The 12616-nt window shown below is 71.2% G+C and carries 12 protein-coding genes and 1 pseudogene; 8 read left to right on the top strand and 5 right to left on the bottom strand.

The annotated features are described in order from the left end of the window. Window positions 1-34 precede the first annotated feature (34 nt). A complete protein-coding gene (locus ACFXI3_RS15405) occupies window positions 35-364 on the bottom strand; it encodes a hypothetical protein (protein ID WP_378400005.1) in 330 nt (109 codons plus the stop codon). Window positions 365-727: 363 nt separating this feature from the next. Here ACFXI3_RS15405 and ACFXI3_RS15400 point away from each other — a divergent pair, with 363 nt between their 5' ends. Further along, window positions 728-1444, top strand: a complete 717-nt coding sequence (locus ACFXI3_RS15400; RefSeq protein WP_378400004.1) for a GAF and ANTAR domain-containing protein — start codon at window positions 728-730, stop codon at window positions 1442-1444. After that, window positions 1441-2214 carry a GAF and ANTAR domain-containing protein gene (locus tag ACFXI3_RS15395; RefSeq protein ID WP_378400003.1) on the top strand — a complete coding sequence of 258 codons (774 nt, stop codon included), beginning with the start codon at window positions 1441-1443 and terminating at the stop codon, window positions 2212-2214. Before ACFXI3_RS15400 ends, ACFXI3_RS15395 begins: the two co-directional genes overlap by 4 nt. A 7-nt stretch (window positions 2215-2221) precedes the next feature. Here the strand turns inward: ACFXI3_RS15395 and ACFXI3_RS15390 are convergent, their stop codons facing one another. Next, the gene (locus ACFXI3_RS15390; RefSeq protein ID WP_378400002.1) at window positions 2222-2476 is read right to left on the bottom strand and encodes a hypothetical protein; all 255 of its coding nucleotides are present in this window, start codon (window positions 2474-2476) and stop codon (window positions 2222-2224) included. 223 nt (window positions 2477-2699) lie between these two features. Here ACFXI3_RS15390 and ACFXI3_RS15385 point away from each other — a divergent pair, with 223 nt between their 5' ends. Beyond that, entirely contained in the window at window positions 2700-3668 is a 969-nt protein-coding gene (locus tag ACFXI3_RS15385) for an NAD(P)H nitroreductase (protein WP_378400001.1), read from the top strand. 210 nt (window positions 3669-3878) lie between these two features. Next, window positions 3879-4820 (top strand): annotated as a pseudogene (locus ACFXI3_RS15380) (LacI family DNA-binding transcriptional regulator); the annotation flags it as partial. A gap of 38 nt (window positions 4821-4858) precedes the next feature. On the opposite strand, the gene ACFXI3_RS15375 reads toward ACFXI3_RS15380, so the two are convergent. After that, window positions 4859-5326: a hypothetical protein gene (locus ACFXI3_RS15375; RefSeq protein ID WP_378400000.1), complete on the bottom strand. Its 468-nt coding sequence runs from the start codon at window positions 5324-5326 to the stop codon at window positions 4859-4861. Between the two features lie 170 nt (window positions 5327-5496). Between ACFXI3_RS15375 and ACFXI3_RS15370 the strand changes: the two genes are divergently transcribed. From ACFXI3_RS15370 to ACFXI3_RS15355, 4 genes are read left to right on the top strand one after another with little or no spacing between them, the layout of a single operon-like run. Further along, a complete protein-coding gene (locus ACFXI3_RS15370; protein WP_378399999.1) occupies window positions 5497-7002 on the top strand; it encodes an ABC transporter substrate-binding protein in 1506 nt (501 codons plus the stop codon). Beyond that, window positions 6999-7937 carry an ABC transporter permease gene (locus tag ACFXI3_RS15365; RefSeq protein WP_378399998.1) on the top strand — a complete coding sequence of 313 codons (939 nt, stop codon included), beginning with the start codon at window positions 6999-7001 and terminating at the stop codon, window positions 7935-7937. Before ACFXI3_RS15370 ends, ACFXI3_RS15365 begins: the two co-directional genes overlap by 4 nt. Then, complete coding sequence (locus ACFXI3_RS15360) at window positions 7934-8767, top strand: ABC transporter permease (RefSeq protein ID WP_378399997.1); 834 nt, start codon at window positions 7934-7936, stop codon at window positions 8765-8767. Before ACFXI3_RS15365 ends, ACFXI3_RS15360 begins: the two co-directional genes overlap by 4 nt. A gap of 1 nt (window position 8768) precedes the next feature. After that, entirely contained in the window at window positions 8769-10526 is a 1758-nt protein-coding gene (locus ACFXI3_RS15355; RefSeq protein ID WP_378399996.1) for a dipeptide ABC transporter ATP-binding protein, read from the top strand. Here the strand turns inward: ACFXI3_RS15355 and ACFXI3_RS15350 are convergent. Together ACFXI3_RS15350 and ACFXI3_RS15345 are read right to left on the bottom strand one after the other, a co-directional pair. After that, window positions 10513-11103, bottom strand: a complete 591-nt coding sequence (locus ACFXI3_RS15350; protein ID WP_352267611.1) for a dihydrofolate reductase family protein — start codon at window positions 11101-11103, stop codon at window positions 10513-10515. The two genes, ACFXI3_RS15355 and ACFXI3_RS15350, sit on opposite strands and share 14 nt — an antisense overlap. 114 nt (window positions 11104-11217) lie before the next feature. After that, window positions 11218-12582, bottom strand: a complete 1365-nt coding sequence (locus ACFXI3_RS15345) for a hypothetical protein (protein WP_378399995.1) — start codon at window positions 12580-12582, stop codon at window positions 11218-11220. Window positions 12583-12616: the final 34 nt, after the last annotated feature.

Below are 12616 nucleotides of genomic sequence, written 5' to 3'. Positions count from 1 at the left end.
CCTCTCTCCTCAGGGGAAATTACTACCCGGGCGGCTATCCGTGGGCCCGGGGCCGGTAGTCGCCGTACTGCTGCCGACGGGCGGGACCCCGGCGGCGGAGCAGGTGCGCGGGCACGTAGTGGCTGACCGGCCGCGACCACTGGTCGTCGGCGGTGACCAGCTGATAGGTGACCCAGCCGAGCAGCCCGCCGTCCTCGCGGCGCGCCCATTCGAACAGCAGCCCGGGATGCTCCGTCTCGATCCGCAGCCCGGCGCGGTCGCGCGGCGCGAGGATCTCCGTGCCGAGCACGAGCAGCTTGCGCACGCCCACCCACACCGGAATCGGCGGATCGACTCTCCGCACGGTCGACGGCCACTCGCTCACCTCTGGCTCACCTGCTCGCTTCCCTGCTCCGGGCCGCCCGCGGTTCCCGGCGACCCGAAACGGGAGTCGAACATGTGTTCGCATGAAGTGTCAAATTGGACTGGGCAGCGGAGCGCGCCATGAGCTTCGGGCATCCGCCGCTTGTCCTGCGCAGCCGGGACTTCCGGAGAGGGGACGGTGTGCGCGACGGCACACGCCGGGCACCCTTCTGTCCATTGTGGACTCACCTGGCCGAGGCGCGGGCGAACGCGGCAGGACGACCGGAGTGCCGCTTTCCTCGCGAAACAGGCCGGACTGCCCGTCCGCGACGCGTCTCGTAGGGTGGAGGGTCTGGGATGTCCGGCCGCAAAGGGGGCCACGAAGGTGGAGGGCCAGCACCGGCAGCCGCTGTGGAAGGCACTCGCCGCCGCGCCCGACGAAGCAGGCCGCCGCGACAGCTGGGCGCAAGGAGTGTGCCTCGCCTGCGTGGAGACGATGGACCAGGTCGACGCCGCGATCCTGGCGCTGCGGGCGGGCCCGCGGTCGGAGGAGGTGCTGGGGGCGAGCGACGCCTGGGCGGCCCGGCTGGCGGAACTGGAGTACACCGCCGGGGAAGGCCCGGGGGCGGAGGCCTTCGACACCGGAAGCCCGGTGCTGGTCCCGGACCTGACCGCCGACCAGGTGCGCTGGCCCGGGTTCGCCCAGACCGCGCTCGCGGCGGGCCTCGGCGCGGCCTTCGCGTTCCCCCTGCAGTTCGGCGGCATCCGGCTCGGCACCCTCGAACTCGCCCGGCGCCGTCCCGGCGGGCTGACCAGCGCTGAGACGCGGGACGCCGCGCTCGCCGCCGACCTGGCCACCGCGGCGCTGCTGCGGCAGTCCCGCGAGGCCGAGCGCGCCGGGGTGGAATTCGCCCCGCGCACGGTGCTCTCCTACCAGGACGTGCACATCGCCACCGGCATGCTCTCCGCCCTGCTGCGGATCAGCCTCGACGACGCGTTCGCCCGCCTGCGCGCCCACGCCTACAGCACCAACCGGCCGCTCCTCGACGTGGCCCGGGACGTGCTGGAGCGCCGCATCACCCTTGAGGAGTCGTCCGAATGACCCATCCCACCGACGAGAACGCCGGCCGCCGGACGCCCGCCGGGCGCGTCGGCCTCCTGCCCGCGGACGCGCCCGCCGCGCTGGCCGCGATCACCTCCCGCCTGGTCGGCGCCTCGGACAACGCCGCGGTGCTGCGGCTGATCACCGAGGTCGGCACCGGGCTGCTCGGCGCGCGCGGCGCCGCGGTGCTGCTGAAGGACCCGGGCGGCGATCCCGCCGTCCTCGCGGCTTCGGACGAGTCCGCGCAGTTCGCGGAACTGCTGCGGACCGACGTGCGCCAGGGACCGTGCGTCGACTGCATCGCGACGGCGGCCGTGGTCGCGGTCCCCGATCTGACCCTCGAACGGGACCGCTGGCCGGGCTTCGCGACGGCGGCGCTGGCGGCCGGGTACCAGGCCGTGGTCGCGGTGCCGCTGCGGCTGGACGGCGAAGCGGTCGGCGGGTTCACCCTGCTGTTCGCCGCGCCGACCGAGCCGCAGCCGTGGCAGCTGTCGCTGGCGCAGGTGGTGTCGGACCTCGCGGTGCTGGCGCTGGTCCGGGAAACCGGCCCGCGGCGCGCGGACCGGCTGTTCGAGGCCACCCTCGCCTCGCTGAACGACCGGGTCCGGCACGACCAGGCGGTCGGGGTGGTCGCCGGCCTCCTCGGCACCGACCCGGACACGGCCCGCGCGCTGGTGAACGACTACGCGGCCCGGCACGACCGGCCGCTGCGCGACGTCGCCAGATCGCTGATCGACCGCACCCTCGACCCGGCCGACCTCACCGGCTGACACCGGGTCAGACCCAACCCCAGTACTCCGGATCCGCCCCGCTCTCGGCAGCGGCATCGGCAACCGCCGTCACCCGCGCCGCTTCCGCCCCCTCCCCGCCCGCACCGCGAGCCAAGACGCGCAACGCCTCGGCGGCATCACATCCCTGGTCGCACTGGACAACGCCGACCGCCTCGCCGATCGTCGTCCGTTCCGCCAGCGACGCGCTCAGCAGCCGGGCCGCCGCGGTGCACGCGGCCTCGTCGAGGCGCTGAGGGGACATCCCCCTACCGTCCTCTCCCGTTCCGGTGCGCGCCAGTACCCGGCGAGACCGGACGGGGCGACCCGCTGGCGTCCTGAATGCGAGGTCAGCGAACTTCGCGGAACGAGGCCGCGGATCGCCCCGAATTGATGAACCTTCGCCTCTATCGCGGGCCCGTGCGGGGGCGCACCATGGAGCCTGGCACCGACCGGACGCACTCCCCCGACTCCAGCGGGAAGCAACCATGCCGAATTCGCGGGTTCCCAGCCCCGCCGCCGTCGAGGCGGCGGTGGCGGCGGCACTTCTCGCCCCAGGCGCCTCCGACGCCCCGCTCTGGCAGTGGCGCATCGGCTACCGCACCCTCCACCTCTACGCGGAGCCGAGCCGGCGGCGAGCGGCCGACGATCCCGCCGGGCGATGGCAGACGCTCAGCAGCGGCGCGGCACTGCACCATCTCCGGATCGCTTTCGCCGGTCTCGGCTGGGCGTGCGCGGTGGACCGGTTGCCCTCGCCGGGCGAACCGGACCGGCTGGCCGTCGTGACGCCGCAGCCGGGCGAACCGGGTCCCGGCGAAGCCGCGCTGGCGACGTCGATCGCGCGGCGCCGCGAGGACTTGCGGCCGTGCGGCGGACGACCGGTGCCGTCCGACTGCCTTGGCCGGCTTTCGCACGCAGCCGCCCGCGAAGGCGCGGTCTTGCACCCGGTGGAAGACCGCGCAGTCCGCGGCTACCTCATGACCGCGGGCGGCGAAGGCACCAGGGTTCCCGCCCAAATGCGCCGCGAAGAGGCGTACGCACGCAGTGCGTCCCTCGTCGCTTCACAGGGTGTTCTCGTCCGCGCTGCCGCCGGGACGGCGGGAAACCGGCCGCCGCTCGCGCGAGGCGAAGCCGAACCTCGGAACGACGGGGCGTCGCTGCTCGTGCTCAGCACCCCGGGCGACGATCGCCTTGCCTGGCTGCGCGCCGGAGAGGCGCTGAGTTCGGTGCTGCTGACCGCGACGGGGTACGGATTGTCGTCCGGGCGGCTGAGCCGGACCGGGCCGCGGCTGCGCGAGACTCTCGCGGAACGCGTCACGCTCGGCCAAGCGCCGCAAGCGGTGTTGTGGGTGGGACGGCCGCCGGTCGGCGTGAAGCGACTGCAGCGGACGAGGTCGCAGGCGAGCGTCGACGACGTGCTCGAACCGCTTCAGGCGCCAGCGAAACATCGCTGCTGACCAGCCCCGGCGCGGTCGTCCACTTCCCAGGTCGTCCACTTCCCACTGTGCCGAATGGACGCCGCCCGCGCTCCGGTGCTTTAGAGTGGCACCGTGGCAGCGGAAACCGGGGAATATCGTGACGCCGCGCGCCCCGGGCGCCGGCCGGTCCTTTCCGATGTCGCGCGGCTGGCCGGGACCTCCACGGCGGTGGTCAGCTACGTCCTCAACGACGGGCCCCGTCCGGTGGCCGACAAGACGCGGCGCAAGGTCGAGGACGCCATCCGGCTGCTCGGCTACCGGCGCAATCCGCTCGCCGGGGCGTTGAGCGGCGGCCGGTCCAATTTGGTCGGACTGCTGGTGCCGGACACCGCGAACGGCTTCTACGGCGAGATGTCGCGCTGCCTCGAAGCGGAGGGCCGCCGCCGGGGATTGCTGACGCTGCTCGGCAATACCGCTTACCGGCCGGGGCTCGCCGACGAATACGGCGAGGCGTTCTCCGAACTGCGGCCGCGCGGGATTTTCGTGACGACCGGCGAAAAACCGCGGCTGGCGGCCGAAACACCGTGCGTGTTCCTGCAGTGGGCCGCACCGGACGACAGCTCGCCCAGCGTGGTGTTCAACGATTTCGACGGTGCGCGGCTCGTCACCGAGCACCTGCTCGGGCACGGGTACGAAGACATCTTTTGCGTGGCAGGCGAAATCGCGGTGGGACCGGCCGAAGGCCGCGAAGGCGGCTGGCGCGAGGCGATGGCGGACGCCGGCCTGCCCGCCGAGGGCAGGCTCGTCCGGACGTCCTTCGACAAGGTCGAGGCGGGCCGGGCGGTGCGCGACGTGCTGACGAGCGGCCGCCGGATCCGCGCCGTCTACGCGACCACCGACGAGCAGGCGCTGGTGACCATCCGGATCGCGCACAGCCTGGGGTTGCGCGTGCCGGAGGACCTCGCGGTCGTCGGCTTCGACGGGACGAGGGAAGCCCGCCTCGGCAACGTTCCGCTCACCACGGTGCACGTTCCGCTGGAGGAATTCGCGGTGCGCGCGTTCGACGCCTTGGCCGGCAAAGGCGACTCGTCGGTCGTGTTGGCCGGAGCCCTCAGCATCGGCGTCACGTGCGGCTGCGAACCCGGCACTGCCGAGCAGGCCGTCCACGCCGGAGCGGCCGCCAGCGGATAACCGCCCCGCCACGGAGAAACCCGCGACGGGGCCGTTCGCTACCGCGCGAGAGTGTTGTGCTCGTCCGAGGCGTACTCCGGATTCAGCGACAGCGCGCTGAACCGGAACGGCCGGTCCACCCGGGTGAACCCGAGCGGGCAATGCCGGGTGCCCGCGGGCAGATACACCGAACCGCTCGTGGTGATCACGTGCCGGACGCCCTCGACGTCAAGGTAGATTTCCGCGCCTAGGTCGTCGGGGTCCTCCGGATTGTTCCCGTGCCAGATCAGGACCTCGTCGTAGTCGTGCTGGTGCTCCTTCACCCACTGCACCGGAGTGTCGCATGCGCCGATCCACGTGTAGGTGAGGTGGATCTTGCTCTCCGGCACCTCCTTCGCGCGCATGAGGGCGAGCGATTCGCCGACATTGGGCGGTTCGACGACGCCCGCCGCCGCGCCCTCGTTGACGAGGTCGTCGAGACAGTTGGGCATTTTCCTCACGAACAGGCGCTCGTACGGACTGGTCATGCGGCTGCTTCCTCCTCTGCTCCCGGGACGGGCCGAGCCGGCCGCAGCACACTCTAAACGATTAGCTTCTCCACTTGTAGACTCTTCCCTCGCGCCGGAACTGGCCGTACCCTGTGGCGACGCCTGGCAGATCTAACGGTTTAGATTTCTGGCTTCCCTGGAGGTTCCCAGTGTCGCGCGGACCCCGATGCCTGCCCGTTCTCCTGCTCGCCGCCGCGCTGCTCGCCGGCTGCGGCCGTCCGGACGACGCGGACGACCCAGCCGGCGCCGGCACGCTCCGCATCTCCGTCTCGACCGACGCGGGCGAGGTCCTCAACCCCTACGCCAGCAACCAGGGCCCGATCCAGGAGCTGCGCAGTTCCCTGGTCTTCGAGGGGCTCACCGCGCTCGGCCCGGAGGGCAGGACCGAATGGCGGCTGGCGACCGGCATGGCGCCGAACGCCGACCGGACACAGTGGACGATCACCCTGCGCCCCGGCGTGAAGTTCAGCGACGGCACCGAGTTCACCTCGGCCGACGTCGTCTCGAGCATCAAGTACCTGCGCGATCCCGCGCACGCCGCGCAGGGCCTGGCGCTGATCCAGATGATCGACCCCGCCTCGATCCAGGCCGTGGACAAGCTGACCGTCCGAGTAGGGCTGACCGAGCCGTTCAGCCCGTTCAAGGACATCTGGACGAGCGTGCTGCTGCCGATGACCAAAACCGGGTCGGCCCCGGCGAAGCCGATCGGCACCGGGCCGTTCGCGGTCAAGTCGTTCGCCGCGGGCCGGGAGTCCACAGTGGAGCGGTTCGACGGCTACTGGGGCAGGAAACCGAAGCTCGCCGCCGTGCAGCTGATCGAGTACCAGAGCCAGCAGGCGCAGGCGAACGCGCTGCTGTCCGGCCGGGTCGACATCGCGTCGAACACGACGCCGACGATCGCGAAGTCTCTTGTCGGCCGCGGCGGCATCCAGTTGCTCGACAGCAAAGGCACCTTCAGCCTGCAGATCGGACTCGACACGGCCGTCGCGCCCTTCCGCGACGTCCGGGTGCGCCAGGCTTTGCGGCTGCTGGTCGACCGGCAGCAAATCGTGTCCAACGTCTTCAGCGGCTACGCCCGGATCGCGAACGACTACGAGACGACCACGCCGCAGTGCGCCGCGCCGAACCTCCCTCAGCGGGCTCCGGACATCGCCGCCGCGAAACGGCTGCTGGCCGAGGCCGGGCAAAGCGATCTGTCGTTCGCGATCACCACCGACGGCCTGCTGCCCGGCATGTCGGAGCTGGCGCAGGTCTTCGCGCAGAACGCCGCGCTGGCGGGGGTCAAGGTGACCGTCAACGTGGTCCCGACGCCGGAATTGCTCGCGAAATGGGGCCAGTGGCCCGCTTTCGTCGACTACAACCCGGTCCCCTACCTGCCGTCCGTGCTCGGCGGGCTGCTGCCGGACCGGGTCGGCAACGCCGCGCACTGGAACGACGCCGCTTTCACCGGCCTGGCGGGCGAACTGTTCAGGTCGCCCGAGCAGCAGCAATGCCCGCTCATGAACCGGATGCACGAAATCGAGTACACGAACGGCCCGTACATCATCCCCGCGTTCTCCGACGTGCTCCTGCCGCACCGGGCGGCGGTGCAAGGGCTCGTGCCGGATGTGAACGGCCGCCCGCTGTCGTTCCTGACCGACGTGACCGTCGGATGACCGCGCGCTGGCTGGTGCGGCGGCTCGCGCTCGGCGTGCTCGTGCTGTTCCTGGTCTCGGTGCTGGTTTTCCTGGTGACGCAAGCCTTGCCGGGCGACGTGGCGCGGATCGTCCTCGGCAAGGACGCCACCGTCGAGCAGGTGGCGAATCTGCGCCACCAGCTCGGCCTCGACCAGCCGCTCCTGGAGCAGTACGGCCGCTGGCTCGGCGGCCTGCTCACCGGGCATCCCGGAGTGTCGCTGCAGAACAAGGAACCCGTCGCGGAGATCCTCGGGCCGCGGATCGTGAACTCGTTCACTCTCGGCTTCATTTCGATGGCGCTGATCCTGCCGCTCTCGGTGGCCGCCGGGGTGCTGAGCGCCGCGCGCCGCGACAGTTTCGCGGACAAGGCGTTCGTCGCGGTCACGTCGCTGAGCATGGCGCTGCCGCCGTTCGTCGTGGGGATGCTGCTGATCGCGCTCTTCGCCACCTCGCTGCTCGGGGTGCTGCCGGGAGTTTCGGACATCCCACCCGGCGACCTGCCGTGGTGGCATCCGGCCGAACTCGTGCTGCCGGTCGCCACGCTCACGTTCATGGGGGTGATGTACTTGGGACGCTTGGTGCGCGCTTCAGTCATCGACGCGCTGGACAGCGAGTACGTGCAGATGGCCGTCCTCAAAGGACTGAGCCGTCGGCGCATCCTGTTCCGGCACGCGCTGCCCAACGCCATCGCGGCGAGCCTGCCCGCGGCGGGCCTGGTCGCGGCCGTCACGATCACCGGCGTCGTGGTCGTCGAATACGTGTACTCGTATCCCGGGCTCGGCACGGCGCTGGTCAGCGCGGTGAACTCGCACGATCTGCCGGTCCTGCAGGCGTGCGTGCTCATTCTCGCGGCCACGTACTACCTGTGCAATCTCCTCGCGGACGTTCTCGCCGCGGCAGGGCGCACCCGATGAGCGTTTCGGTGGCGCGCCGCGCGGCTCGGACCGGTCGCGCCCGGCTCGGGCTCGGATTGCTCGCCGCGATCGCCTTCGTCGTCGTCTTCGGCCCGCTGCTCGCGCCGTGGCCGCCGACCGCGATCGTCGCGCCTCCGCTGGAGGGACCGAGTGCGCAATTCCCGCTGGGCACGGATCTTTTGGGCCGGGACGTGCTCAGCCGCCTGCTGTCCGGCGGCGGCACCCTCACCTGGATGACGCTCCTCGCCACCGGAATCGGCGTCGTCCTCGGGGCGCTCATCGGACTGACCGCCGCCTACCGCGACGGCGTCGCCGACACCGTCCTCATGCGAGCGATGGACATCGTGCTGAGCTTCCCGGAGACCATCTTCGTGCTGGTGTTCGTGGCCGCGTTCGGCCGCCACCCGCTGCTCACCGCGTCGCTCGTCGGGGTCGCGTTCGCCCCCGGCGTCTCGCGAGTGCTGCGCGGCGCCGCGCTGCCGGTGCTCGACAGCGAATATGTGTTGTGGGCCAAGGCGAACGGCTTGCCCGGACGGCAGATCGTCCTCGGCGAAGTGCTGCCCGGCGTGACGTCGCCGCTGATGGTGGAAACCGGGATGCGGCTGGTGTGGGCGGTCACCGCGATCGCCTCGCTGAACTATCTCGGCTTCGGCATCACACCGCCCGCGCCGGATTGGGGGCTCATGGTCAGCGAAAACCAAGACGGCCTCGCCGTCGCGCCGCTGCCGGTGCTGGCGCCGATCGCGCTGATCCTCATGATGGCTCTCGGCGGCAACCTCGTGGCCGAGTCCGTCGCCAGGACAGTCAGCCGCACGGAAGAAAAGAGCTGACGTGGCCAAGGAAGTCGCGGTGTCGGGCGTGACCGTCGAAGCCGCCGGACACGCCATCGTGCAGGACATCGGCTTCGAACTCGGCCGCGGCGAAGTCCTCGGCGTGGTCGGCGAATCGGGCTCCGGCAAAAGCACCCTCGCGCTCGCGCTGCTGGGTTTCGCCCGCTCCGGCGCGACCATCACCAGCGGACAGGTCGTTGTCGACGGAGTAGACCTGCTTTCCCTGCCGCCAGCGGAATTGCGCCGCGCACGAGGCCGGAAAGTCGCGTACGTACCCCAGGATCCGGCGACCGCGCTCAACCCGAGCCTGCGTGTGTCGACTCAGCTGACCGAGGGATTGGGCCAGCCCGCGCGGACCCGCGTACGGCAATTGCTCGACACCGTCGGGCTGCCCAGCGACGACGCGTTCCTGCGCCGCCGCCCGCGCCAGCTTTCCGGCGGCCAGCAGCAACGGGTCGCCATCGCGATGGCGATCGCGGCCGGTCCGCGGCTGATCGTGCTCGACGAACCGACGACCGGGCTCGACGTCGCCACCCAGGCCCGGGTGCTCGACCTGGTGCGGGAACTGTGCCGGACCCAAGATCTGGCGGCGATCTACGTCTCGCACGATCTCGCGGTAGTCGCCGACGTCGCCGACCAGGTGATGGTCATGTACGGCGGCGAGGTCGTCGAACACGGCCCCGCCCGCTCGGTGCTTACTCGCGCCGCGCATCCCTACACCCGCGCCCTGCTCTCGGCCGTGCCGTCCGCGACCCATCGGCACCGGCTGGTCCCCATCCGCGGCCGTGCCCCCAGCATCGACGATGCCCGTGCCGGGTGCGCCTTCGCACCGCGCTGCGACTACGCGACACCTTCTTGCAGCACAACGCATCCAGCGTTGGCGCTCGAGCCCTCCGGCACCCTCGCACGGTGCATTCACGCGGAAGAAGTCGCCCGGAATTTCCGGAGCGTGCCGCGCGCTCCCGAACCGGTCGTACCTCCCGCGGACCAGCCAGCTCTGTTGTCCGTCTCCGGCCTAAACGCCAGCTACCGCGGACGACAAGTCGTCTTCGACGTCTCCTTCGACCTGCGGCCCGGCCAATGCCTCGCCGTGGTCGGCGAATCAGGCAGCGGCAAAACCACCATGTCCCGCTGCCTCGCCGGACTGCACCCCGAACACCAGGGCGAGGTGACCTTCGACGGCAGCCCGGTCCCGGCCGCCGCCTCCCGGCGCGACTCCCGCACGCGGCGCGAACTGCAGTACGTCTTCCAAAACCCCTATGGTTCTTTGAGTCCACATCGGACAGTCGAGGACGGCCTGCTGGTCGCCCTGCGCCACTACTTCCGCGTGCACGCCCGCGAAGGCCGCCGCCGGGCCCGCGCCGCGCTCGACCGCGTCGAAATCCCGTCGCGGCTGGCTGGCCGCTACCCGTCGGAGCTGTCCGGCGGGCAACGCCAGCGAGTCGCGATCGCCCGGGCTCTGGTGTGCGAACCGAAACTGATCATCTGCGACGAGGTGACGTCCGCATTGGACGTTTCGGTGCAAGCGTCCGTGGTGGAACTGCTGCGCTCCCTGATGGACGACGGCCCGTCGATGATCTTCGTGACGCACAATCTCGCGGTGGTGCGCAGCATCTCGGACGAGGTCGTCGTGCTCAGCGAGGGCCGGGCCGTCGAAGCGGGACGGACTGACCAGGTGCTGACGTCGCCGTCGCACGCGTATACGAGAAGCCTGCTCGCCGCGACGCTGGACGTGCCCGACCAGATCAGCCCTCGCTGACGCGGCGGTAGCGGATGTGGGTGGTCAGCGGCGAATGCAGCACCTCGACCGGTTCGAAGCCGAAGGACTCCACCCCGTCGAACATGCGCTCGCCGGAGCCGAGCAGGACAGGCGCGATATCGAGAGTGAGCTCGTCGATCACCCCGGCGTTCAAGGCCTGCCGAACGGCCGACGCCCCGCCGGCGATGTCGACCCCCTTGTCCCCGGCGGCCTCGCGCGCCGCCGCGTAGGCAGCGTCGAAGCCTTCGGTGACGAAGTAGAACGTCGTCCCGCCCTCCATCGGAATCGGCTCGTGAGCGTGGTGAGTCATCACGAAAACCGGCGCGTGATACGGCGGTTCCGCGCCCCACCAGCCCGACCAGTCCTCGTCCCAATCGCCGCGAACGGGGCCGAACATGTTGCGCCCCATCACATACGCGCCGCGAGGCCGCATGAGCCACTCGGCGGCGGTCTTGTCGGCGTCGTTCGCCCGGGGATCGCCGATGTGCCACCCGTGCAACTCCCGCCCCCGCACCCCGAGCGGCTCGTCCCGGCTCTGCCCCGGCCCGGCGACGAAGCCGTCCAGCGAGATGGACATATGACAAGTCGTGTCCGCCACGGCGGGCCTCCCAAGTGATTGCGGTTTGCAAGCGGTCGGAGGGAAGATAGCAGGTGCGGGGCGGTGCGCGCTACGCGTTCGAGCGGCCAGTCGTCATTCAGCGTTCAGCAAGGCCCTGAGTTCCTCGACGGAAAGCCGCCGCGCCGGGTCGGCCGCCCCGCCGGCGAACCGCACGCCCTCCCGTCGCAGCACCTCCGTGACCGTCTCGTCGCGGCCGTCCTCCCAGCGGAAGTGGGGCGACGGTTTGCCGTCCGCCGAAAGCACCCGCCAAGCGTTCTCGCATTCCGGGCAGGTGCTCAAGTGCCGGCCCAGCGGCTGCCCGGCGGTGCCGACCACGGTCGCGACGTCGCCGTAAGTCGTCCAGCGCCCTGCGGGGATCTTGGCGAGCAACCGGTGCGGCTCCGACCAGTCGAAGGGACCGGCCCCGGCGCCCGTGCCCGCGAGGGCGGCGAGAGTCCGCCCGTCGGGAGCGGCGACCAACCGCGTGGCCGCACCGGCGGGCACCGCAGCTTGCGCTTGACGGTAGAGGTACTTCACGAGTCCGGTGACGGTGAAGTTGCCGGTCGCGCCCCATTCCGCGGCCTCCGTCCCGGTCCAGCGCAACGGCCTGCTGGCGGTGCCGGTCCAGACCGCGCGGTCCCGGTGCGCGGCCGCGGCCCACGACGCGAACCGCGCCGCGTCCGGCCCGCCCGGCAGCACCCGCAACTCGGTGCCCGGTTCGAGAACGTCGCTGGCGATCAGCTGCCGCACCGCCGGCTCCTGCCGAGCCGCACGACGCACGTCCTCGTCGCGTTGGCGCTTGGCGAGCAGCGGCGAGACGGTGAACTCTTCGACCGCCGGCGTCGGGTAGAGGGCTCCGACGGAAACGACCGGCCCGCCGCCGGTCTGGTAAGCGCTGATCGTGCGCAGGCTGATGTCGATGCCCATTTCCCGCAGCCACACCGCGACCGCCGTGGTCGACGCGGTGAACCCTCCCGCCAGCAACACGATCTTCGGCTGGCCCAACGGCGCGGCGGGCAGCCCGCCGACGTCCTCCCCCAGGTGTGCTTCCAACCGCGCGAACGCCTCTTCCTCGCTGAGGTTTTCGCCCCGGCTCGCGCGCCACGCCCGGTACTCGCCGACCAGTGTTTCCGGGGTGAACCGGCTGCAGTACGCCGCGTATTTCAGCGCCTGCGTCTCCACCGTCTCCGGGGCGACGTCGCGTTTGAGCTCAGCCACCACCAGGTGCCCGTCCGTGTCGATCGCCAGGACGTCGAGCCGGTCCCGCTCCCGGCCGCGGGCGGAAGTCCACCGATCGCATTCGCTCGTGATGACCAGCAGGCCGTCGCCGAGCATCTCCGAGTGCTCGAGCACCCACTCCTGCAAGTGGTCGCGCTCCTTCAACCCGGCCTGGGCCAACGTGATCGGAGCCGCGCGCTCGGCCGCCGCACCGGCGACCTGATAGACCAGTTCGTCCATGATCCGACCCTACTGCGGTTTCGAGGACAACCCC

The sequence above is a fragment of the Amycolatopsis sp. NPDC059235 genome (assembly GCF_042754125.1).
Classification (GTDB): domain Bacteria; phylum Actinomycetota; class Actinomycetes; order Mycobacteriales; family Pseudonocardiaceae; genus Amycolatopsis; species Amycolatopsis albidoflava.
Note: the sequence above shows the minus strand (reverse complement) of the source record. Positions and strands in the feature narration are given on the sequence as shown.